The organism is Ruegeria sp. BA12 (genome assembly GCF_056539625.1).
Genome location: NZ_JBQFVF010000002.1, coordinates 251,320 through 272,538 on the forward strand (window position 1 = coordinate 251,320; position 21,219 = coordinate 272,538).

Annotated in this window: 23 protein-coding genes; 15 read left to right on the forward strand and 8 right to left on the reverse strand. The window is 57.9% G+C overall.

Annotated elements, in window-relative coordinates; all coding sequences use genetic code 11:
* Positions 1–73: 73 nt before the first annotated feature.
* On the forward strand, positions 74–508 hold the full coding sequence (locus ACR0B0_RS06745; RefSeq protein WP_170375761.1) for a hypothetical protein: 435 nt from the start codon (positions 74–76) through the stop codon (positions 506–508).
* Here ACR0B0_RS06745 and ACR0B0_RS06750 read toward each other — a convergent pair.
* The 4 genes from ACR0B0_RS06750 to ACR0B0_RS06765 form a co-directional block, all read right to left on the reverse strand.
* Complete coding sequence (locus ACR0B0_RS06750; RefSeq protein WP_170358939.1) at positions 505–1,083, reverse strand: DUF924 family protein; 579 nt, start codon at positions 1,081–1,083, stop codon at positions 505–507. The genes ACR0B0_RS06745 and ACR0B0_RS06750 overlap by 4 nt on opposite strands.
* A gap of 109 nt (positions 1,084–1,192) precedes the next feature.
* Positions 1,193–2,464 carry an MFS transporter gene (locus ACR0B0_RS06755; RefSeq protein ID WP_170375765.1) on the reverse strand — a complete coding sequence of 424 codons (1,272 nt, stop codon included), beginning with the start codon at positions 2,462–2,464 and terminating at the stop codon, positions 1,193–1,195.
* 112 nt (positions 2,465–2,576) lie between these two features.
* Positions 2,577–3,623 (reverse strand): tRNA preQ1(34) S-adenosylmethionine ribosyltransferase-isomerase QueA, encoded by a 1,047-nt coding sequence (queA, locus tag ACR0B0_RS06760; protein WP_170410620.1) that lies wholly within the window; start codon positions 3,621–3,623, stop codon positions 2,577–2,579.
* Between the two features lie 31 nt (positions 3,624–3,654).
* On the reverse strand, positions 3,655–7,032 hold the full coding sequence (locus ACR0B0_RS06765; RefSeq protein ID WP_480647007.1) for a YhdP family protein: 3,378 nt from the start codon (positions 7,030–7,032) through the stop codon (positions 3,655–3,657).
* Positions 7,033–7,100: 68 nt separating this feature from the next.
* Here ACR0B0_RS06765 and ACR0B0_RS06770 point away from each other — a divergent pair, with 68 nt between their 5' ends.
* The 6 genes from ACR0B0_RS06770 to aqpZ all read left to right on the forward strand — a co-directional run bounded on the left by ACR0B0_RS06770 (position 7,101) and on the right by aqpZ (position 12,187).
* Complete coding sequence (locus tag ACR0B0_RS06770; RefSeq protein ID WP_170349033.1) at positions 7,101–7,562, forward strand: peroxiredoxin; 462 nt, start codon at positions 7,101–7,103, stop codon at positions 7,560–7,562.
* A gap of 61 nt (positions 7,563–7,623) precedes the next feature.
* Positions 7,624–8,463 (forward strand): ferritin-like domain-containing protein, encoded by an 840-nt coding sequence (locus ACR0B0_RS06775; protein ID WP_170349034.1) that lies wholly within the window; start codon positions 7,624–7,626, stop codon positions 8,461–8,463.
* A gap of 180 nt (positions 8,464–8,643) precedes the next feature.
* Entirely contained in the window at positions 8,644–9,969 is a 1,326-nt protein-coding gene (locus ACR0B0_RS06780; protein ID WP_480647009.1) for a DUF5930 domain-containing protein, read from the forward strand.
* Complete coding sequence (locus tag ACR0B0_RS06785) at positions 9,959–10,459, forward strand: bactofilin family protein (RefSeq protein ID WP_170349036.1); 501 nt, start codon at positions 9,959–9,961, stop codon at positions 10,457–10,459. The genes ACR0B0_RS06780 and ACR0B0_RS06785 overlap by 11 nt, the downstream gene beginning before the upstream one ends.
* Before the next feature lie 97 nt (positions 10,460–10,556).
* Positions 10,557–11,378: a M90 family metallopeptidase gene (locus tag ACR0B0_RS06790; RefSeq protein WP_480647011.1), complete on the forward strand. Its 822-nt coding sequence runs from the start codon at positions 10,557–10,559 to the stop codon at positions 11,376–11,378.
* A gap of 122 nt (positions 11,379–11,500) precedes the next feature.
* The gene (gene aqpZ / locus ACR0B0_RS06795; RefSeq protein ID WP_170358950.1) at positions 11,501–12,187 is read left to right on the forward strand and encodes an aquaporin Z; all 687 of its coding nucleotides are present in this window, start codon (positions 11,501–11,503) and stop codon (positions 12,185–12,187) included.
* Between the two features lie 41 nt (positions 12,188–12,228).
* Here aqpZ and ACR0B0_RS06800 read toward each other — a convergent pair whose 3' ends face one another.
* Together ACR0B0_RS06800 and ACR0B0_RS06805 are read right to left on the reverse strand one after the other, a co-directional pair.
* A complete protein-coding gene (locus ACR0B0_RS06800) occupies positions 12,229–12,777 on the reverse strand; it encodes a peptidylprolyl isomerase (RefSeq protein ID WP_170396176.1) in 549 nt (182 codons plus the stop codon).
* Positions 12,770–13,276, reverse strand: coding sequence for a peptidylprolyl isomerase (locus ACR0B0_RS06805; RefSeq protein ID WP_170349040.1), 507 nt, complete (start codon positions 13,274–13,276; stop codon positions 12,770–12,772). The genes ACR0B0_RS06800 and ACR0B0_RS06805 overlap by 8 nt, the downstream gene beginning before the upstream one ends.
* A gap of 132 nt (positions 13,277–13,408) precedes the next feature.
* On the opposite strand from ACR0B0_RS06805, the gene ACR0B0_RS06810 reads away from it, so the two are divergent.
* The 7 genes from ACR0B0_RS06810 to ACR0B0_RS06840 all read left to right on the forward strand — a co-directional run bounded on the left by ACR0B0_RS06810 (position 13,409) and on the right by ACR0B0_RS06840 (position 19,701).
* The gene (locus ACR0B0_RS06810; protein ID WP_480647014.1) at positions 13,409–14,605 is read left to right on the forward strand and encodes a phosphoglycerate kinase; all 1,197 of its coding nucleotides are present in this window, start codon (positions 13,409–13,411) and stop codon (positions 14,603–14,605) included.
* Positions 14,606–14,669: 64 nt separating this feature from the next.
* Positions 14,670–15,014, forward strand: coding sequence for a lysozyme inhibitor LprI family protein (locus ACR0B0_RS06815; RefSeq protein WP_480636993.1), 345 nt, complete (start codon positions 14,670–14,672; stop codon positions 15,012–15,014).
* A gap of 132 nt (positions 15,015–15,146) precedes the next feature.
* Positions 15,147–15,446, forward strand: a complete 300-nt coding sequence (locus tag ACR0B0_RS06820) for an FtsB family cell division protein (RefSeq protein WP_170349043.1) — start codon at positions 15,147–15,149, stop codon at positions 15,444–15,446.
* Positions 15,447–15,612: 166 nt separating this feature from the next.
* On the forward strand, positions 15,613–16,602 hold the full coding sequence (pdhA, locus tag ACR0B0_RS06825; protein ID WP_170349044.1) for a pyruvate dehydrogenase (acetyl-transferring) E1 component subunit alpha: 990 nt from the start codon (positions 15,613–15,615) through the stop codon (positions 16,600–16,602).
* Between the two features lie 15 nt (positions 16,603–16,617).
* On the forward strand, positions 16,618–17,988 hold the full coding sequence (locus ACR0B0_RS06830; RefSeq protein ID WP_170577651.1) for a pyruvate dehydrogenase complex E1 component subunit beta: 1,371 nt from the start codon (positions 16,618–16,620) through the stop codon (positions 17,986–17,988).
* Positions 17,989–18,002: 14 nt separating this feature from the next.
* Positions 18,003–19,307 carry a pyruvate dehydrogenase complex dihydrolipoamide acetyltransferase gene (locus tag ACR0B0_RS06835; RefSeq protein WP_425080460.1) on the forward strand — a complete coding sequence of 435 codons (1,305 nt, stop codon included), beginning with the start codon at positions 18,003–18,005 and terminating at the stop codon, positions 19,305–19,307.
* 154 nt (positions 19,308–19,461) lie between these two features.
* Positions 19,462–19,701: a hypothetical protein gene (locus ACR0B0_RS06840; protein ID WP_480647017.1), complete on the forward strand. Its 240-nt coding sequence runs from the start codon at positions 19,462–19,464 to the stop codon at positions 19,699–19,701.
* A gap of 7 nt (positions 19,702–19,708) precedes the next feature.
* On the opposite strand, the gene cysE is transcribed toward ACR0B0_RS06840, so the two are convergent.
* Positions 19,709–20,518, reverse strand: a complete 810-nt coding sequence (gene cysE / locus ACR0B0_RS06845; RefSeq protein WP_170358963.1) for a serine O-acetyltransferase — start codon at positions 20,516–20,518, stop codon at positions 19,709–19,711.
* An 84-nt stretch (positions 20,519–20,602) separates the two neighbouring features.
* On the opposite strand from cysE, the gene ACR0B0_RS06850 reads away from it, so the two are divergent.
* Positions 20,603–20,941: a TraR/DksA family transcriptional regulator gene (locus ACR0B0_RS06850; protein WP_480647019.1), complete on the forward strand. Its 339-nt coding sequence runs from the start codon at positions 20,603–20,605 to the stop codon at positions 20,939–20,941.
* Here ACR0B0_RS06850 and ACR0B0_RS06855 read toward each other — a convergent pair.
* Positions 20,922–21,218, reverse strand: coding sequence for a DUF7742 family protein (locus ACR0B0_RS06855; RefSeq protein WP_170349050.1), 297 nt, complete (start codon positions 21,216–21,218; stop codon positions 20,922–20,924). The two genes, ACR0B0_RS06850 and ACR0B0_RS06855, sit on opposite strands and share 20 nt — an antisense overlap.
* Position 21,219: the final 1 nt, after the last annotated feature.

Here is a 21,219-nt window from a genome sequence, read left to right on the forward strand (position 1 = left end):
CCTTCAATGGCTAGAACATAGATGTCGGGTTCGCCCGCCATTTCATAAACGCAAATCATTCGAGAGGCTTACCATGGCCAAAACACTTAAAGATCTGCTGCTTGCATTGCTCAACGCGACACTCATCCTCGTGGCTCTTTGCTTATTTCTAGGCTGGAAACTGGCATCGACAGTCGAGGGCGTCACCACGGTCTTCTCGGAAAAAGTCCAGGTTATCGCTCCCTTGAAGGACGAAATTCTCGGCGTTCGGGGGGAACTTGCGGCGCTACGCAATGATCTAGCCGAGGTGCAATCAAGCGGCTCAGTCACAGATATTGCCGAAAAACTGCGGATATCCACGGCGCTGGTAAAACTGGATAATCTGGAACAAAGAATGCAAGGCGCGCAAGCCAGCATTGCCGAGTTGACCGACTCTCCGGACAAGCTGATCAATTCCGCCATAGAGAAATCGGCCGACGTGGTCGCCGACCGAATTATTGCCATTCGAGGTTGCGTGCCGCAGTCCTAGAGGGACGCCTGCAATTCGCGTACCGTCGAACCATATCCACCCATGTCGACATAGGCGGCTTCGTGTTCGGTCATCGGACGGTCCAGTGCTTCGTTCCGATAAGGGAAACGCCCAAATTTGCGTATCACCTCACGATGTGCTCGTGCGTGCAGCAGATTGCTTTTATCGCTGTCACTCATGTTCTGGCACATCAAACGGACACAGCGTTCCTGATCACACAGATTTTCCGAATGCATCATCGGCAGGTAAAAGAACTGCCGCGCTGGTTCGTCGATCTTGAGATCCCACCCCTTGTCCACCGCACATTTCGCGGCCGACAATGCGGCGCGATCTGACGCGAAAGCCTTGGCGCTACCGCGGAACATGTTGCGCGGGAACTGGTCCATCAAAATGATGTAGGCTAGTGACCCACTAGGATACGTCAACCAAAGAGAGAATTTGCCTTCATTCGCGGCTTCCCAGGTGGTCAAAAACCGTTCGCGAATGTCTGCGTCCAAGGCATCGTCCTGTAGATACCAACCTTTGGGACCAATCTCATCTAACCAATAACTCAATACTTCTTCAGGCCCTACCATTGCCCTAACTCCGTCGTGTTGCCCTCCCCAGGGACGTAAGGTCATTTAAGGATGTTTTTCAGGATTGTAACAGTAAAAAATTGCAACATTCGCGACATATTCTTGTGTCTTAGGCAACATCTTGCGTTTCGGCCTCGGCTTCGGCGGCTTCAATGGCAACCTCTTGCGCCACTTCAACCGCAACTGGCGAGGCCGTCGGATAGACCGGGGACATGGTGCCCGTCTCATCCACCGGGATCGCCGCACGCTGTGTCATACGGTACAGCGCATAAACAGCCATCGTTGCAAGTAACGCGGCGATGAACAGGAAGAACCCCTGCGGGCCAAAGACGCTGTCCCCCATCAGCCAACCGGTGATCAGCGGGCCGGCAATCGCGCCGAGACCGTTGATGAACAGCAAACCGCCCGAGGCTGCGGCCATATCTTCATGATCCAGAAAATCGTTCGCGTGGGCGATCAACAGCGAATAAAGCGGGTTCGACATTCCCCCGATCACAAAGGCCGCGCCCAACAGGATCGGGAAAGTGACGCCGAATAGCATGCCCGCTAATGCAGCACACGTTCCCACCCCTGCAACCAACATGATCAGGAAACGACGGTCCATGCGGTCCGACATCCAGCCCAGCGGGTATTGCAGCACCAAGGCACCGACATAGAACGCAGCGATAAAGGTCGAGATTTCAACCAACGACAGGCCCGCGCGGGCACCGTAGACCGACGCCATACCGAACTGAGCCGAGAATACACCACCCAGAAGGAACATACCGACACAGCCCAGCGGCGAGCTTTTGAAAAGTTCGCGTAAGGTCATTGGTTTGGTTGTGTCGAACGCCGGTGTTGGTGAAATTGACAGCAGAATTGGCGCAAATGAGACGGAAACCAGGATGGAGGCAATCACGAAAGTGTCAAACCCAGCCGGGTCGCCCAACAATACCAGCCCTTGGGCAGTGATGATGCCCGTCATCTGGAAAATCATATAAAGCGACAGCGCCTGACCGCGGTTCTCGTTGCTGGCCGCGTTGTTCAACCAGCTTTCTGCCGTGACGTACACGCCGGAAAAGCAAAATCCGATCACGACACGACCCAAAATCCAGATGACGGGGTCGGTCATCAACGGGTACAGGATCATGACGGCCGAGATGAATGAGGCCAACGCCGCAAACACACGCACATGCCCAACCCGTCGGATCATCTCGGGCGCCAGACGCGACCCGCCCAGAAATCCCATAAAATAGGCTGACATCACAAAGGACATTTGCAGGGTCGAAAAGCCCTCGATCTCACCCCGAACCCCCAGGATCGTCCCTTGCAGGCCGTTTCCGACCATCAATAGGCCCATACCAAGAAGAAGCGCCCACGCGCTGGACAGGACCTGAATCATTGGGGCCTCCGAAAAATGCCGACCTGAACTCTGGATTCGTTTTTATATGAAAAACGGCTCTGATCGCGCTTGTCTACGACATTGCAATCAGACGATCCCGACAACGCGCCCCTTATGGGATCAAAAGCGACGCGTCCCCGTAAGAAAAGAAACGATATTTCTGTTCAATCGCATGCGCGTAGACATCACGCATCCGGTCCTGCCCCATCAGTGCCGAAACCAGCATCAGCAGGGTGGATTTCGGCAGATGGAAGTTGGTCATCAACGCGTCGGTGACGTGGAATTCAAAACCGGGATAGATGAAGATATCAGTATCACCCTCCCACGGCTCGATCTGCCCGGACCGTGCGGCGCTTTCGATCAGGCGCAGGGCGGTGGTGCCCACGGGGATCACCCGCCCTCCGGCGGCTTTGGTGGCGCGGATTTCTTCGACGGCCGAGGCGCTGACCTTGCCCCATTCGGCGTGCATCTTGTGGGTGGTCACGTCCTCGACCTTGACCGGCAGGAAGGTCCCCGCCCCCACATGCAAGGTTACATGGCTGATGGCGACGCCGCGGCCTTCAAGCGCCTGCATCAGCGCCTGATCAAAATGCAGTGACGCCGTGGGGGCCGCGACGGCACCTGAATTGCGCGCCCAGATCGTTTGATAATCGGTCTTGTCTTGTTCGTCCGCCGGGCGTTTGGCCGCAATGTAGGGCGGCAACGGCATTGCGCCGGCCTGTTCCAGCGCGGCATCGAAATCCTCGCCCGTCAGGTTGAATCGCAAATAAGCCTGGCCATCTTCGACCCGGTCCAGCGTGGCGCTGAGGTCATCGGAAAACCTGATGTCTTCACCCAGCTTGACCTTTTTCAGCGGTTTGATCAGCGCCGCCCATGTGCCGTCGGCCTGCGGGTCCAGCAAGGTCGCTTCGATCGCGGCCGAGACCGGCCCCTGTGCGGTGTCGCGATGGCGGCGACCGTTCAGGCGCGCGGGGATAACGCGCGTATCGTTCAGCACCAGCCGGTCACCAGGTTGCAGCCAATCCGGCAGATCAAACACATGGGCGTCCGTTACCGTTTCACCATTGGCCACAAGCAGCCGCGCAGACGAGCGTGGGCTCGCCGGGCGCGTGGCAATCAGGTCTTCGGGCAGGTGGAAATCAAAGTCGCTGAGTTTCATGGCCGCGCCATACAGCGCCCCACTTCCCAATTCAACGGTCTGATGGTGGTGCCCCGAAAGTTCGTTTCGGCTCATCCGGTTTTATCGGCTGTGCATTTGGCCCATCGGACACCGTGGGTGCTGGAGCCCTCAGTAGGTTTCGCAGAAACAGTGGTGCCAGCCCAGACAACGGATTGACCGAGACTTTTGGGTCTCGCAACGGTCCGGTCAGGGTATAGTTGAAACCAATGACGCCCTCACCTTTCTTAGTGAAAACACTGCCAATCGCGTTCACCAGATAGATCGGAGAAATCGCGCCACGCAGGTTCAGCGTTCCGGCAACCGTGTTGATGGTGCCGTCAAAGGACAATCCCATCGACGGCCCGACCGCACTGCCGCTGAGAACTTTGACCTCGGTCGGGGTGATGCGCATCCGGCTTTCGATGGACGAGAAAAAGATGCCCTGCCCGGCCATTTCATTGACCAGACCAACAAGGCTGATAGCGTTCAGCAGCGCGGCCATGGCCGGGGCATCCTTGATGTATGTATTGGTAATTTTCGCGATCACGTCATAGTTGCCAGGCCCCGCAACCGGTTCCAGTTGCACGTTCAGCGACCCGCTTCGCGCCTGTGTGATCATGCCCGCAGACCGCAAAACTGCCCCGGCATCCCCCGAGGTTAACGTCACTGCGCTGCGACCTGCGCGCGGAGAGACCTGTCCACGCACGGGGGCACCCCCGTTTACGTTTGCGGTGAAAGAGCCGTTGACGCCACCGGTGGTTTGAAACGCGCCCTTGAAACCGGTCAGGGCTATGGTCTCGGTCACTTGCAGACGGTCCAACGTCACGTCCATCCGGGGTCCCGCGCCCGAGCCACCACCGCTGCTACTGCCAAAGGTCGCACGGCCCAGGTTCATCACACCGCCCAGCACCCGGATATCCGGTACTGCCCCACCTCGATTGATCAGTTCGGCCGGAACCGCCAGCCAATTGCCCAGATCAAACGAGCTGAACTGAACCCGGTCGAAATCACCATCGTTGAACGAGATCGACGCGGTGGTACGCAATCCGGCTGCATCCAGCTTAAGTTCATCCACACGCAGTTTGTCGCCCAGGGTGGCCTCAAGCGTCATCGCGCCTGTTGTGCCCGCTCCCTTGAGCCAGCCCAGTTCGGGAATAGCCAGCGCAACGCCTTTCAAATCGGACGATGCGGTCAGCTTAGGCGGCGTTCCTGCGCCAATTCCCAGCGCAATATCAGCCGTCCCCCGTCCCGTCAGCATCCCCTGCGGAAGCCCAGCATTCAGCTCTGTCATCAATCGAGGGGATAGTTCGATCTGACCTGTCATCTCGCTGCGCTGCGCTTCGGTACCACCGATTGGTTGTCGCCAGGCAGCTTGGATGGGAACGTCGCCAAACAAACCTTCGCCGGAAATTTCAACTCCGGTTTGGTTGCCTTCAAGCGCCAGCTGATCGGCGCTAACCGAAAAACCAGGAACCAGTTTGTCACTTTCTACATTGTCGATATCACCAAGAAAGTGGAATTCGGTGTCTTCGAATTTCAACCCCTTCTTCATTGGCAGCGACAATGTTCCGGCAAGATTTACAGTACCTTCGACCAGATCAACCGGCAGGTTCGCTTTGGTTAGCAAGCTGAGCGGCGGGCGATCAAGCAGCGACAACGCAGCGGTCGCACTCCCTTTGGCCGTGATCCGGGTAATCGACGGGGAAATCCCCTTGATCTCGGTATCGGGGATGATGAAGGACGTGCCCGTGGCATCAACTGCGCCCCCCTCATCCGCGATGACAACACCCGATTCAGCGGTGGCGGTGAAACGGTGATTGATCAGACTGGCCTGTCCCTGCGCATTCTCAAGCGGCGGCAGGGTCTTGGCGAACCGAATCTTTGCCTCGTCAAAACCGAAATCCAGATAGATATCTGGTTTGCTGTCTGGCCGCAGCCGCAAAGCAAAGTCAACGTCCGAGAACCGCCCTTCATACAAATTCTCTTGGACCCAAAGCCGTGGTTTTGACGCCAGGCGTTCAGGCCAGTAGTTCAACAGTTCATCCCCGTTCATGCTGTCCAGATGTGCATCCAGTTGCGCCGCCCAACCCTCGGGTTCGCCGATCAGCGTGCCAGAACCCAGCAACCGATAGTTGGCGTCTTCGACCATGATCTGACCCAACCGCAATTCGAACGGGGCCAATTTCATCTTCATATCAAGTTCGGCGCGTGCCAGGTTCAGCGATTCTGGAAACAGGTTGGCCGGGTTGATATTGATGTTGCTGAGGCTCAGCTGCGAGGTCAGGCTTTCCAACGCACCGTTTTCAATTCCACGCAGGAACGCCTTGCCCTCGGCATGAAACGCGCCCCATGCGGACACCACCGAAACTTCGTTGAAGTCCAGCTCCTGCCGCGTGGGGTTGTAGGTGAAGTAGGTTCTGGCGGACTCGAATGGAATGGGGCGCGTTTCCTGCGTAGGCTGCACCGCGCCTGCTCCAAGGTTTAGCGTTGCAAACAGCGGCCCCAACGCCGCCCTGTCGTCAATGCTGCCGCGCAACGCCCCAGAGATCGGTGCCTTGAGAACCTGCAACCACGACAGGGCAAGACTTTGGCTGGCGATGTCTTCGGCTGGCAGGTCGGTGATCGAAATGCCGAACCGTGCCTGTGGCGTACCCAGAACACTGGTATAGTTCGCCTCGATCGAGCTTGCATAGTCGCGCCCGGTCAGCACGGAAAACCCAGTGGCCAGATGCATCTCATCGCCGGTGCGGGTCACAGTGATATGCCCCCCGTCGAATACCCAAGCCCGCCCAAGACGCAGATCCTGATAATCCAGCGTCAGCGATTCCAAGTCGACCGAACGCAACCCGGACAGGATAGGCGACAGGAATACATCATCCGATTGCTCGATCAGTTGAGCCAGGTCCGGTGCTTGCTGCACAGGGGCGCTGCCCGAACCAACTGTCAGCGACAATGCTCCGTCCAGGCCCCGGGTCAGCGCGATCTGTGCATCGCGAAGGATGATGCGGCGCGGGCGGATTTGACCCCGTAAAAGCCCGCGCATCGACAATCGGGTGCGCAGGTCCGAAACCTGCGCAATCTGCTGCCCGGCTGCGTCGCTGATCGTCACGTCGCTCAGCTGCAGACGGGGACGCCATTCCTCATTCACGATAAAGTTGACGTCGCCAAACCGGATTTTCAGCCCTCCGAGGCTGTGTTCAAGGCGCTGTTCAACCTGCTTTCGCAACCATTCGGGTGCATGAAGATTCTGGCCGATCAGAAAAAACCAGCCCACAAAGACCAACAGCCCCAGCGACAGGACCGTCCAACCGGAAAAATGCGCGGCAATACGACGACGGGACCGGCGACGCCGGGGCTTTTTGGGCTGCGACGCACTTTTGTCTTCGTGCTGCACCAATTTTCTATCCACGTCTTCCAACCCGCCCGCGCCGCCCTATGATGTCTGGCAGCCCTTAAAAAACTTTAGCGGAGTTTCCAATGCCCGACGTTTCAGACATCGCCCCTGATTTCACTTTGCCCCGCGACGGAGGCGGCGAGGTCACATTGTCAGCCCTGCGCGGCGGCACCGTCGTTCTGTTCTTCTATCCTCGTGATGATACGCCGGGCTGCACCAAGGAATCCATCGGTTTCTCGGAACAACTTCAAGCCTTTGGTAACGCGGGCGCTCACGTTTTCGGCATCTCGCGGGACAGCGTCGCCAAGCACGACAAGTTTGTTGCCAAGCACAATCTGACCACTCCGCTGTTGTCGGATGAGGGCTCGTCGGTCTGCGAGGACTATGGCGTATGGGTTGAAAAGAATATGTACGGTAAGAAATCGATGGGCATTCAGCGCTCGACCTTCATCATCGATGCCGATGGCAAAATCGCCAAGATCTGGCGCAAGGTTAAAGTGCCCGGTCACGTGGATGAAGTGCTGGAAGCCGTACGGGCGATGTAACGCCCCTCGACCACGCGCGCCATCCGGTCTAAGAGCCGCGCGTGCAATCAAGCGGAGAAACATGGTGCCCAAAACGCTGACCCAGATGGCTACTGAGGTTCTGACAACGGCGGATGGTCGGGAAAAAACCGCCCTGTCCAAAAGTCATGCCGCCGCGTGGTTCGCATCGCGCAGCGGTGACGCGCCAGAGATCGAGATCGGCACCGCTACGCCGCCGCTGCAACCCGCACGCCCGGATCAACCTGAACTGCTTTCCCCGCGCGAGGTACCGAAACGGAAACCGGGTACAGAAGCGGGCCGTATCGCCCTGCTACACGCCGTCGCGCATATCGAGTTGAACGCCGTCGATCTGCATTGGGACATCATCGCCCGCTTTGGTCATGTACCTATGCCTGTCGGGTTTTATGACGACTGGGTTAAATGCGCCGAAGAGGAATCGCGTCATTTCGAGATGGTGTGCGATTGCCTTGAGGCCATGGATAGCAACTATGGCGCTCTGCCCGCCCATGCCGGGATGTGGCGCGCGGCGGAGGACACCGCCGAAGATTTGATGGGTCGATTAGCCGTGGTTCCCATGGTGCTTGAGGCACGCGGGCTGGACGTGACCCCCGGCATGATCGACATATTCCGCAAGGCCAAGGACGAAAAAGCTATTGCTGCGCTGGAAGTCATTTATGCCGAAGAGGTTGGGCATGTGGCTTATGGCTCAAAATGGTTTCATTTCCTGTGTGGGCGCGAGAATGCCGATCCCAAGGATGTGTTTCACCAATTGGTTCGCCGGTACTTTCACGGCGTGTTGAAGCCACCTTTCAACGAAGAAAAACGCGCCGAGGCCGGGTTGCCGCCTGATTTCTACTGGCCCCTGACCGAGGAGCTGCCCGCGCCCGGCTCGGCGCAATAAACGCGCGCAAATTGATGTTATCGGCAATTTCCCGCCGAGATTTGGCGGGAATAACGCGGTTTCATGTGTGAACTAGTTTACAAACTTGCCCAAATCCCGCGTGCCCTCTATGCACTTCGCCAAAGGGACGGCTATCACTCACGACCGGTCCCGAATCTTGGGGATGAGAGGTGAAGACGCGTGCGAACACGTCTGGCAATTAAGTTACACTCACTGCTCGAGCGGCATTTTCCCGAACGCCGAGTCTTTCTTAAATCTGACAACGACACGCGGTTTATCCGGCTCAGCTCGGAAACGCAGATTTTCGCCGTTGCTGGCGTTGCAGTATTCGTTGGCTGGACCGCCGTCGCCACGGCGATCCTGCTAATGGACAGCATCGGATCGGGTAATTTCCGCGAGCAAGCCAAGCGCGATCAGGCGACTTATCAAGACCGTCTGAACATCCTGTCGACGGAACGGGATGCCCGGGCGCAAGAAGCGCTGGCCGCGCAAGACCGGTTCAACGCAGCGCTGGAACAGATCTCGGCGATGCAATCGGAGCTGCTGGCGTCGGAAAACCGCCGCCGCGAGCTTGAGACCGGGATCGAGGTCATCCAGACCACCCTGCGCGCCACGATGAAACAGCGCGAAGAGGCCCGCACTGAGCTAGCCAGCATGCAGGTCGAGACCGATGACGGCGACATTTATATGACCGCCGCAGGCGACCCGGAACAAATGAATTTCATGACCGACGCTCTGGTCCGGACGGCACAAGAGCGCGACCAAATCGCCGCCGATGCAAAGGATGCTCTGGCACAGCGCGACGATCTTGAGTTGGAAATCCGTTTGATGCAGGAACGCAGCGACGAGATTTTCCGTCAGCTGGAAGAGGCGATGATTATCTCGGTTGAGCCTCTGGACAAAATGTTCCGCCAGGCCGGCATGCCCACCGACCGTATTATCGAAGAAGTCCGCCGCGGCTATAGCGGTATGGGTGGCCCCCTCACCCCCATCTCATTCAGCACGCGCGGAGAGGACCTGACCCCCGACGAAATCCGCGCGAATGTGTTGCTGCAACAGATGGACCAGCTGAACCTGTACCGCATTGCCGCCGAAAAAGCCCCCTTTGCCAGCCCGGTGCATGATGTGGTGCGCTTTACCAGCGGCTTTGGCACGCGACGGGATCCAAAAACCGGGGGGCGGCGCATGCACAATGGGGCGGATTTTGCCGGTGCCCACGGAACCGACATCTTTGCTACCGCCGACGGAATCGTCACCCATGCGGGCTGGCAATCCGGGTTCGGCAGGCTGGTGAAAATCAAGCACGCGTTCGGGGTTGAGACTCTTTACGCTCATAATACCAAGATCCGGGTCAAGGTTGGCCAAAGGGTCTCGCGCGGGGATCATATTGCTGATATGGGTAGCACTGGACGGTCTACCGGCACGCATCTGCACTATGAGGTTCGCGTCGACGGTGTGCCAAGAAATCCAATGACTTACATTAAGGCTGCGAGAAATGTTTTCTAAGAGCAAAATCAACGAGCCCGCATCCGACGCCCCCGAGACAGCAAAACCTGCTGCTCCGGCGACACCGGCTGCCCCTGCACCGGCGGAAACCAAGGCCAGCACCGCACCCAAGCCCAAACCTCCGGCATCGGTTCTGTCCTCGGATCTGCACATCACAGGCAATCTGAAAACCACGGGCGACATCCAGGTCGAAGGCACAGTAGAAGGCGACATCCGCGCACACCTGCTGACCATCGGCGAAACAGCGACCATCAAGGGCGAAGTCACCGCTGATGACGTCGTGATCAACGGCCGCATCGTGGGCCGCGTGCGTGGCCTGAAGGTGCGCCTGACCTCGTCTGCCCGTGTCGAAGGCGACATCATCCACAAGACCATCGCCATCGAAAGCGGAGCGCATTTCGAAGGTTCGGTGCAGCGTCAGGACGACCCGCTGAATCCTGGCCGCAGCGGCAAGTCGGGCGCCAACCCGGCGGCAGAGGTCAAGCAGTAACACTGCCCCAAAATATGAATAAGCAAACGCCGCGGGTCAGCCTGCGGCGTTTTTCTTTTGCCCTTGCCGGTTGCTGTGGTCGGTATAGGGTTCTGACATGTTGATCTTTTTCTCTATCCTTCTGTTGATTGCGGGCTTCTTTCTGTACCGCCACTGGTCAAAGTCCCAAGCGCGGCAGGCCCTGCTGGCCACGCCCTTGACCGACCACCAGCGCAGGCTGATCGAGCAGCAAGTACCACTGATCCGCCGCCTACCCGCCGATCTGCGGGCCAAGCTGGACGGCAAGGTGAACCTTTTTCTGGACCAGGTGGAGTTCCACGGCTGCGACGGGCTGGAGGTCACCGAAGAAATGGAGCTGGCCATAGCCGCGCAAGCCAGTCTGCTGCTAGTTAACACCGACCTTTGGTACGATCACCTGACAACCATCCTGATCTATCCTAGCGCCTTCAAATCACGTCAGCGGCGGCAAGATGGCTATGTCGTCAGTGAAAAAGAGATCGTACGCACCGGCGAAAGCTGGGATCGCGGGCCGGTCATTCTGTCGTGGTCGCACAGCAAGCAAGGCGCCGCGAATGATCACGATGGGCAGAACGTCGTCCTGCACGAGTTTGCGCATCAGGTCGATGACCTGTCTGGGGGCACCAACGGCGTTCCGATCCTGAGCGACGGTCAGAGCTTTGCGGAGTGGGAACGTGTTTTCCTGACAGCCTATGAAGCCCACGTTCGCGCAGTCGAGCATAGCCAACATACGGTTATCGATCCCTATGGTGCCGTGGGTCACGAAGAGTTCTTTGCCGTGTCGGTCGAGGTGTTTTTTGAACAGCCCCGGCAGCTCAAGGCCGCTGTTCCCGATGTTTATAAACAGCTGTCAAAGCTGTTTCGACTGGATCCAGCCAGTTGGGACAACGCAAAGAAATGAAGCCAACAGGGACGTGAAAAGTCATCCCTGAACACAGTTGGAGAATTTTCTCCTTATCCTGACATTTCACAAATTGTAATTTTTGAATTACGCTTAAACCAGTGTTTTCAGGAGGGATTTTCATGGCACCTAAACTCATGGCCGAGTTCTTCGGCACATTCTGGCTGGTACTGGGCGGGTGCGGCAGCGCCGTTCTGGCGGCTGGCGTTGCTGACGTAGGCATCGGCTGGTTGGGCGTTTCCTTTGCCTTCGGCCTGACGGTTCTGACCATGGCATACGCGGTTGGACATATCTCGGGCGGGCATTTCAACCCGGCGGTCAGCCTTGGTTTGATGATCGGTGGCAGGTTCCCTGCGCAAGAACTGATCCCCTATTGGATCGCGCAGGTGATCGGCGCCATTGCTGCTGCGGCCGTTTTGTACCTGATCGTCAGCGGCGCACCAGGGTTCGAAGGTGTTGGCGGGTTCGCCTCGAACGGGTACGGCGAAGCGTCACCCGAAGGTTATTCAATGATGTCCGCATTGGTGATTGAGATCGTGATGACCGCGTTCTTCATTGTGGTCATACTGGGCGCAACATCCAACTTTGCACCTGACGGGTTCGCTCCGATCGCGATTGGCCTTTGCCTGACCCTGATCCACCTGATTTCGATCCCGGTGACCAACACTTCGGTCAACCCGGCGCGTTCAACCGGCGTGGCCCTGTTTGCTGATGGCCCGGCGCTGGCGCAGCTCTGGCTGTTCTGGGTCGCCCCACTTATCGGCGCAGCCATCGGGGCGCTGATTTGGCAAATGATGGGTGACGACTGAGACAAAAAAGCCCCGATGCCGATGCGCATCGGGGCTTTTTTTTATTCGGTGACGGTGACTTTTTTCATCACGTCCGGTTGACCGATCACAGCGCCGTTCGGGCCGTCACCGCGCTTAATCGCGTCCACCACGTCCATGCCGTCAGTGACCTGACCGACAACCGTGTATTGGCCGTTCAGAAACGGACCCGGTTCGAACATGATGAAGAACTGCGAATTCGCGCTGTCTGGATCCTGCGCTCGCGCCATGCCGACGACACCGCGGTCATAGTTGAAATCCGAGAACTCGGCAGGCAAATCGGGACGATCAGATCCGCCGGTTCCGGCACGACGCATGTCGCCACCGATACGGCCGAATTCAACATCACCGGTCTGCGCCATGAAGCCATCGATGACTCGGTGGAACACCACGCCGTCATACTTGCCCTCAGAGGCCAGAGCGCTGATCTGCTCGACATGTTTGGGGGCGATGTCATCAAATAGGTCAACGGTGACGGTGCCGTTGGCGCCCTCACCTTCGATCTCGATCTGCAGGCCCGTGGCCAGCGCAGGGCTGGCCAGCAGGGCAAAAGCGGCGGCCAGCTTATACATCAGACGCAACCTTGACGCTGATCATGCGGTCGGGGCTTGCAGGCGGCTCGCCACGCACGATGGCATCTACATGCTCCATCCCGTCGATGACGCGGCCGTAAACGGTGTACTGGCCATTCAGGAAGTGGTTGTCTTTGAAGTTGATGAAGAACTGCGAGTTGGCCGAGTCCGGGTTTTGCGAACGGGCCGCACCCAAGGTGCCACGGTCATGTGGCAGCTTCGAGAATTCTGCAGGGACGTTCGGCAAAGACGAGCCGCCAGTACCCGCCATACGCAGGTTGAACCCGTCTTCCATATCGCCGTGCTGCACGTCGCCGGTTTGCGCCATGAAACCGTCGATCACACGGTGGAAGGCCACGTTGTCATACTCACCACCACGCGCCAGTTCCTTCATCCGGGCGCTGTGCTGCGGGGCAACATCCGGCAGCAGCTCGATGACGACATTGCCGTCTTTCAGTTCCATGATGATCGTGTTTTCGGGATCCTTGATCTCGGCCATGAGGCCCTCCTGTCGTTTATCTTGCGCAAATACCTATGCGCCACGCGCGTGAATGCCAAGTGACGCATTGACCTGAAGGCAAAATGCAGGAAAAGAACCGCCTGAATCTGTTGTAATGGCAAGGATAGAGCGATGGGCTGGAAAACTCTGGACGATATGGACCTGAACGGCAAACGCGTGCTGGTGCGCGTCGATATCAACGTGCCGGTCGTTGACGGGGTTGTGACCGATGCGACCCGTATTCAGCGTATCGTCCCGACCGTTCGCGATATCCTCGCAGCCGGGGGCAAGCCTATCCTGCTGGCCCATTTCGGTCGCCCTGGTGGCGAGCGGCGCGAGAACCTGTCGCTCAAACAATTGATCCCCACGCTTGAAGCCGCCTTTGGCACCGAAGTTCTATTCGCCGCCGATTGCGTCGGCACCGAGGCTGATCTGGCCACCAAAGCCTTGAAGCCCGGTCAGGTGCTGCTGCTGGAGAATACCCGCTTTCACGCCGCTGAAACCAAGAACGACGCCGATCTGGCCGCCGGCATGGCCAAGCTGGGCGACATCTATTGCAACGACGCCTTCTCGGCTGCTCACCGCGCCCACAGCTCGACCGAGGCCATCGCGCGGTTGCTGCCCGCCTGTGCCGGTCGCCTAATGCAGGCCGAGCTGGAAGCGCTGGAAGGCGCACTGGGTGCGCCCAAGCGCCCTGTTACAGCGGTTGTTGGGGGGGCAAAGGTATCAACCAAGCTAGAGCTGCTGGGCAACTTGATCGACAAGGTTGATTACCTGGTGATCGGTGGCGGTATGGCGAATACGTTTTTGGTCGCTCAGGGAGTTAGCGTTGGCAATTCATTGGCGGAAACAGCGATGAAAGACACCGCAGCCGAGATCTTGACCAAGGCTGAAACCTCGGGCTGTAAGATCGTACTGCCTTCGGACGTTGTGGTCGCCGAGAAATTCGAGGCAAATGCCCCACATCAGGTGTTGCCAGCCGATCAATGCACCGAAGACGGAATGATCCTGGACGCTGGTCCTGAAAGCGTAACGACCATTACGGACATTTTTGGTCAGAGCCAGACCCTGATCTGGAACGGCCCGCTGGGCGCATTCGAGATCGAGCCCTTTGACACCGCCACCAACGCCGCGGCCCTAAAAGCGGCGGCGCTGACTCGGTCGGGACAGCTGGTTTCGGTCGCTGGCGGCGGTGACACAGTCGCGGCGCTGAATGCATCCGGTGCGGCCAAGGATTTCTCGTATATCTCGACCGCTGGCGGCGCGTTCCTGGAATGGATGGAAGGTAAAACCCTGCCCGGCGTCGCCGCCCTAGAAGGTCAGGCGTAAGGTCAAAATTGGTCGCATTTCGGGCCTCATGGTAGTCTCTCCTTGTTGAATCGGAGATTTTGTCATGAGGTTCATAGTCTGCCTGGTCGCCATATTGATACCTGCCTACTCTGCGGCACAATCCAGCTGCGAAGGGCAAACGCAACTCGACGCCAATTTCTGCGCCAAGGAAAAGTGGGAAATCGCTGATCGCGAACTGAACCGTATCTGGGCTGAGGTCAAACCAATGGCCGATGCACGTGGAAACGGTCAGGCCCTATTGGACGAACAGCGCGCCTGGCTGAAAGCGCGCGACGCAGCCTGCAACCCGGAACTGGATAGTGACGGCAGCGCGGCGCCCATGTTCTATTGGGCTTGCATGGAACAACAAACCCTGACGCGCAATCAGATCCTTAAGTCTGCGCGCTGAGAAACTTAATCCGACCATTCGCGAAAAAGTGCGAATCAAGGGATTCACAAGCCGAATCACCTGTGACATAGTGCGAACAGATGCCCGCAAAGGGCACGTTTTTGAGGCAGACTTCATACGGCGGTAAACAGAGTGTCCCGTTCCCATCGGCCCGGTTTGGGCGCAGTTGTATTCTTCATGGTGGCTTTCATGCTGGGTGTGTATTTCACCTTCGCCGCCGTGCAGGGCGACTATGGCCTATTCAGACGGGTCGAGATCGCAGCGGAACGGGACGCCCTGTCACAAGACCTAGCCAAGCTTAAGGCCGAGATCGCCGAGATGGATAACCTGACCCGCCGTTTGTCCGACACTTATTTGGACCTCGATCTGCTGGATCAGCAGGCCCGCTCGGTTCTTGGCATGATCCGTTCGGACGAAATTGTCATCCGCTAAGCCGGACCGACATTTTTCTTGGAAATCCAACTTTGCACGAAGGTTCCCCCGGCCTGAAGCCGCGCGAAATGACGATGCGTCATATTTACTCTCGCCAGATTGCCGGAAATGCTTTATGAGATAGTTTAACGCTAAACTATCTGTCCGGAAGGGGGAGATCGCCACGATGGCTGCGCGAAAAACCACAAAGAAACCAAATGTTTCTGCGGAAGAGCTTAAAACCTACTACCGCGAAATGCTTTTGATCCGCCGATTCGAAGAAAAAGCAGGTCAGCTTTACGGCATGGGCCTGATTGGCGGGTTCTGCCACCTGTATATCGGGCAAGAAGCTGTCGTTGTGGGCCTTGAGGCCGCAGCCAAGGAAGGTGACAAGCGCATCACCTCATACCGCGACCACGGCCACATGCTGGCATGTGGGATGGAGCCGGGTGGTGTGATGGCCGAACTGACCGGGCGCGAAGGTGGGTTGTCCAAAGGTAAGGGCGGCTCAATGCACATGTTCTCGAAAGAGAAGCACTTCTACGGCGGCCACGGTATCGTTGGCGCGCAGGTGCCATTGGGTGCAGGTCTGGCTTTTGCCGACAAGTACAAGGGAAACGGCGGCGTGACCTTCACCTATTTCGGTGATGGCGCAGCGAACCAGGGTCAAGTCTATGAGACCTTCAATATGGCCGCGCTGTGGGAACTGCCGGTGGTGTTCGTGATCGAGAACAACCAGTACGCCATGGGCACCGCTCAGGCGCGTTCGACGTCTTCCGCTGACATCTACCACCGAGGTCAAGCCTTTGGGATACCGGGCGAAATGGTCGACGGCATGGATGTTCTGGCGGTTAAAGCCGCAGGTGAAAAAGCCGTCGCGCACTGCCGCGCAGGCAAAGGCCCCTACATTCTGGAAATCAAGACCTATCGCTATCGCGGCCACTCGATGTCCGACCCGGCCAAGTACCGCACCCGCGAAGAGGTTCAGAAGGTTCGTGAACAAAGCGACCCGATCGAACATGTGCGCGAGCTGTTGCTGACCGGCAAACACGCGACCGAGGAGGATCTGAAGGCGATCGACAAAGAGATCAAAGAGATCGTCAACCAGGCCGCCGAATTTTCGAAAGAAAGCCCCGAGCCGTCGCTGGATGAGCTCTGGACAGATATCTACGCCTGAGAGGACGATTAAGACATGGCAACCGAAATTCTCATGCCCGCACTCTCGCCCACGATGGAAGAGGGTACATTGGCCAAATGGCTGGTCAAGGAAGGCGATACCGTTTCTTCCGGCGACATCATGGCCGAAATTGAAACCGACAAGGCGACAATGGAATTCGAAGCGGTCGATGAAGGCATCGTCGGCAAGATCCTGATCGCGGAAGGCACCGAAGGGGTCAAGGTTAACACCCCTATCGCGGTTCTGGTCGAGGAAGGCGAAGACGCCTCGGCCCTGCCCGCGGCTGCGCCTGCAGCCACAGCGGTGGCCGAGGCCGCCCCAGCGGCGGTTGAGGCCCCCGCTCCATCCACGGCACCGGCAGCACCAGTTGTTGATCTGTCACCCGATTGGCCTGCCGACGCCGAGATGAAATCTGAAACGGTCCGCGAAGCCCTGCGCGACGCCATGGCCGAAGAGATGCGCCGCGACGAAGATGTCTACCTGATGGGCGAAGAGGTCGCCGAATATCAGGGCGCTTATAAGATTTCCCAAGGCTTGCTGGACGAATTCGGGTCCAAGCGCGTGATCGACACCCCAATCACCGAGCATGGCTTCGCCGGTATCGCGGTTGGCTCTGCCTTTGGCGGGTTGAAACCGATTGTCGAGTTCATGACTTTCAACTTCGCCATGCAGGCAATGGACCAGATCATCAACTCGGCCGCCAAGACGCTCTATATGTCCGGTGGTCAGATGGGTTGCCCCATCGTGTTCCGTGGCCCTAACGGTGCTGCTGCCCGCGTGGCCGCACAGCACTCTCAGGACTACGCCGCATGGTACATGCAGGTCCCAGGCCTGAAAGTAGTGATGCCGTATTCTGCAGCCGACGCCAAAGGCCTGCTGAAATCAGCGATCCGCGATCCCAACCCTGTGGTCTTCCTGGAAAACGAAATCCTCTATGGCCGCTCCTTCGATATGCCACAGGTCGATGACCTAGCCATCCCTTTGGGCAAAGCCCGTATCTGGCGCGAAGGCTCGGACGTGACCATCGTCAGCTTTGGCATCGGCATGCAGTTCGCGTTGGAAGCAGCCGACAAGCTGGCCGAGGAAGGCATCAACGCCGAAGTGATCGACTTGCGCACCATCCGCCCCATGGATACCGGCGCGATCATCAACTCAGTGATGAAAACCAACCGCCTGGTGACCGTAGAAGAAGGCTGGCCGCAAGGTTCGGTCGGCAGCTACATCTCGTCCGTAGTGATGCAGGAGGCGTTCGACTACCTCGACGCGCCCATCATTAATTGCACCGGCAAGGATGTGCCAATGCCCTACGCCGCCAACCTTGAAAAGTTGGCTCTGATCACCACCGATGAGGTGATCGCCGCTGTCAAACAAGTGACTTACCGGTAAGGAGCGACAGATAGATGCCCACAGAAATTCTGATGCCCGCCCTGTCACCGACGATGGAAGAAGGCACGCTTGCTAAATGGCTGGTCAAGGAAGGCGATACCGTCTCGTCCGGTGACCTGCTGGCCGAGATCGAAACCGACAAGGCCACGATGGAGTTCGAAGCCGTCGACGAAGGCACCATCGGCAAGATCCTGATCCCCGAAGGCACCGAAGGGGTCAAGGTCAACACCGCCATCGCAGTTCTGCTGGAAGATGGCGAAAGCGCCGATGATATCGCGTCCACGCCCATCGCCGCACCTGCGGCTGCCCCCGCAGCCGCCGCGGGCAACGAGGCCGCCGCGCCAGCGGTGTCCGAGGCGCCCGCCCCTGCCCCAGCTGCTCCGGCCAAGGCGGATGGCGGTCGTATCTTTGCATCTCCGCTGGCCCGCCGGATTGCGGCACAAAAAGGTCTGGACCTGACGCAAATCGCAGGGTCCGGTCCGCATGGCCGTATCGTCAAGGCAGATGTCGAAAGCGCCACGGCTGCTCCGGCCACTGCTGCCGCTTCGGCCCCTGCTACGGCACCCGCACCCGCTGCGGCACCGGCTGGTCCCTCGGCAGATGCCGTGGCCCGCATGTACGAAGGGCGAGAGTATGAAGAGGTCAAGCTGGACGGTATGCGCAAGACCATCGCCGCGCGCCTGTCCGAGGCCAAACAAACCATCCCGCATTTCTACCTGCGCCGTGATATCAAGCTCGACGCGCTGCTCAAATTCCGCGGCCAGTTGAACAAACAGCTGGAAGGCCGAGGCGTAAAGCTCAGCGTCAACGACTTCATCATCAAGGCCGTCGCCAACGCCCTGCAGCAAGTACCGCAATGCAATGCCGTCTGGGCGGAAGACCGAGTTCTGCAGCTGAAACCTTCGGATGTGGCCGTTGCGGTTGCTATTGAGGGTGGCCTGTTCACTCCGGTCCTGCAGGATGCTGACACCAAATCCCTGTCGGCCCTGTCGACCGAGATGAAAGACCTTGCGGGTCGCGCCCGTGAACGCAAACTGGCACCGCACGAGTATCAGGGCGGCACATTTGCCATCTCGAACCTGGGTATGTTCGGCATCGACAATTTCGACGCCATTGTGAACCCGCCTCACGCCGGCATTCTGGCCGTGGGCTCGGGCGTCAAAAAACCGGTTGTCGGCGACGATGGCGAACTTACCGTTGCCACAGTCATGTCGGTCACCATGTCAGTGGATCACCGGGTCATTGATGGCGCGTTGGGTGCGGAATTGCTGCAAGCCATCGTCGATAACCTTGAAAACCCCATGGTTATGCTGGCGTAAAGCCTTTTGAACACAGGCCACGCCGGATCATTCCCCGGCGTGGCCTACCAAATCACTGCCATGTTGTGAGCAGTCGTGATCGCTGCGATAGTTGCTCAGACACACGCAACAAACCACCTTGATTGCATTGCTAGTTCTGATGCAAAGGTGCCCCATGACCCTCATGAACTCGACCAAGTGCTTTCTGGTGGTTTCATTGTTGGCGACGTCGCTGCCCGTTGCTGCGATCGCAAAACCCAACGGCTATCCGGGCGAGAACTCGACCTATAACCCGGATCCCGCCGAAGTCGCCAAGCGCAAAGCTGAGCGCGCCAAACGTATCGAGGCGCGCAAAAAGCGCCGCGAGGAAAAGCGGCTCGAGCGGTTGAACAGAAAGAAAAACCGCTCGAACTAAGGTTGAATTACTGGTCTTTGCCCAGCATATGATCCATCGAGATCGAGGGCTGATCGCACCCAGCCTCGCCGACGATCTTTGCGGGAATACCTGCCACGGTCTTACAGGCAGGAACTTCTTGCAGCACCACAGAACCCGCTGCGATGCGGCTGCAATGGCCGACTACGATGTTGCCCAGAACCTTGGCCCCGGCCCCGATCAGCACGCCGTTACCAATGGTCGGGTGGCGCTGCTCTTCTTCCTTACCTGTGCCGCCCAGCGTTACGGAATGCAGCATCGAGACATTGTCACCAACAATAGCTGTTTCACCAATGACAATCGAATGGGCATGGTCGATCATGATGCCCTTACCAATTTTCGCCGCCGGGTGAATGTCGATCCCGAAAATCTCGGACGAGCGCATCTGGAAGAAATACGCCAGATCGTGGCGCCCTTTTTTCCACAGCCAATGCGCCACGCGATAAGCCTGCATCGCCTGGTAGCCTTTGAAATAAAGGATCGGCTGCAACAATCGGTGGCATGCCGGATCACGTTCATAGACTGCCATCAGGTCCGCACGGGCCGCTTCAAGCAGCGAAGCGTCATCCGCATAGGCTTCATCCACGATTTCACGCAGCACCATCATCGACATTTCGTTCGAACACAGCTTGGCCGACACCCGGTATGAGAGGGCCCGCTCAAGGCTTCGGTGGTGCAGGATGCAAGCGTGAACCAGACCACCCATCAATGGTTCGCTTTCGACCGCGGCATGAGCTTCGGTCGTGATACGATTCCAAACCGGGTCGACCGGAGTAACCTGACTGCGCTTTTCCAACATGGCTTTTGATCCTTTGCTGCGCCTAGAATGCCATTTAGTGGGAAAAACGCCAAACGCAAACCCGTGATCGGCAGAGTAACGAAAATGAATGAAACAGATTTGGCAGACTATGAAGCGAAAATTCAGGCAAGATTGGCTGAACTTTCAGAACATTCCGCGGCGGAAAAGCAGGCTCAGGCCATTGTTGAGCTTGATCAGCAGGCCGTCGGCCGCCTTAGCAGAATGGATGCCCTGCAGAATCAGGCGATGGCCAAGGCACAACAGGCCAATCGGGATATCGAAACGCACCGGTTACAAGCCGCCCTGGACCGCATACATGACGGAGAATTCGGGTATTGCGAAGATTGCGGCGATGAGAATCCTGGCGGTCGATTGAATCTGAACCTTGCCGCCACGAAATGCGTCAGTTGTGCGTCCGGCTGATCTGAAACCGGATCAGATGCTGCAAAACCAGTTCGAAACAGCGACAATATTGCACATCATCAAATCCGGGTTCATCCGCCAGCCGCCTGTTTCGCGCGGCTGCCATCAAAGATCCATTCCCGAACAATGGATGAAGATTACCCGTCTGGCCGACATATTGGTCGGCCAGCGCTGCTTCTTGGATGAGACGTGTACAAAGGCGGTCGCGATCCTGCGGTAGCGCGGCCAGCAAGGCCCGCGCCGCCGCTGCGACATCTCCATGCAGGATAGGGCGCATT

Excerpts from the sequence above, each read along its gene's own strand:
- ACR0B0_RS06745 (WP_170375761.1), top strand. The coding sequence starts at position 74 with ATGGCCAAAACACTTAAAGATCTGCTGCTTGCATTGCTCAACGCGACA.
- ACR0B0_RS06750 (WP_170358939.1), bottom strand. The coding sequence starts at position 1,083 with ATGGTAGGGCCTGAAGAAGTATTGAGTTATTGGTTAGATGAGATTGGT.
- ACR0B0_RS06755 (WP_170375765.1), bottom strand. The coding sequence starts at position 2,464 with ATGATTCAGGTCCTGTCCAGCGCGTGGGCGCTTCTTCTTGGTATGGGC.
- queA (WP_170410620.1), bottom strand. The coding sequence starts at position 3,623 with ATGAAACTCAGCGACTTTGATTTCCACCTGCCCGAAGACCTGATTGCC.
- ACR0B0_RS06770 (WP_170349033.1), top strand. The coding sequence starts at position 7,101 with ATGCCCGACGTTTCAGACATCGCCCCTGATTTCACTTTGCCCCGCGAC.
- ACR0B0_RS06775 (WP_170349034.1), top strand. The coding sequence starts at position 7,624 with ATGGTGCCCAAAACGCTGACCCAGATGGCTACTGAGGTTCTGACAACG.
- ACR0B0_RS06785 (WP_170349036.1), top strand. The coding sequence starts at position 9,959 with ATGTTTTCTAAGAGCAAAATCAACGAGCCCGCATCCGACGCCCCCGAG.
- ACR0B0_RS06790 (WP_480647011.1), top strand. The coding sequence starts at position 10,557 with ATGTTGATCTTTTTCTCTATCCTTCTGTTGATTGCGGGCTTCTTTCTG.
- aqpZ (WP_170358950.1), top strand. The coding sequence starts at position 11,501 with ATGGCACCTAAACTCATGGCCGAGTTCTTCGGCACATTCTGGCTGGTA.
- ACR0B0_RS06800 (WP_170396176.1), bottom strand. The coding sequence starts at position 12,777 with ATGTATAAGCTGGCCGCCGCTTTTGCCCTGCTGGCCAGCCCTGCGCTG.
- ACR0B0_RS06805 (WP_170349040.1), bottom strand. The coding sequence starts at position 13,276 with ATGGCCGAGATCAAGGATCCCGAAAACACGATCATCATGGAACTGAAA.
- ACR0B0_RS06810 (WP_480647014.1), top strand. The coding sequence starts at position 13,409 with ATGGGCTGGAAAACTCTGGACGATATGGACCTGAACGGCAAACGCGTG.
- ACR0B0_RS06815 (WP_480636993.1), top strand. The coding sequence starts at position 14,670 with ATGAGGTTCATAGTCTGCCTGGTCGCCATATTGATACCTGCCTACTCT.
- pdhA (WP_170349044.1), top strand. The coding sequence starts at position 15,613 with ATGGCTGCGCGAAAAACCACAAAGAAACCAAATGTTTCTGCGGAAGAG.
- ACR0B0_RS06830 (WP_170577651.1), top strand. The coding sequence starts at position 16,618 with ATGGCAACCGAAATTCTCATGCCCGCACTCTCGCCCACGATGGAAGAG.
- ACR0B0_RS06835 (WP_425080460.1), top strand. The coding sequence starts at position 18,003 with ATGCCCACAGAAATTCTGATGCCCGCCCTGTCACCGACGATGGAAGAA.
- ACR0B0_RS06840 (WP_480647017.1), top strand. The coding sequence starts at position 19,462 with ATGACCCTCATGAACTCGACCAAGTGCTTTCTGGTGGTTTCATTGTTG.
- cysE (WP_170358963.1), bottom strand. The coding sequence starts at position 20,518 with ATGTTGGAAAAGCGCAGTCAGGTTACTCCGGTCGACCCGGTTTGGAAT.
- ACR0B0_RS06850 (WP_480647019.1), top strand. The coding sequence starts at position 20,603 with ATGAATGAAACAGATTTGGCAGACTATGAAGCGAAAATTCAGGCAAGA.
- ACR0B0_RS06855 (WP_170349050.1), bottom strand. The coding sequence starts at position 21,218 with ATGCGCCCTATCCTGCATGGAGATGTCGCAGCGGCGGCGCGGGCCTTG.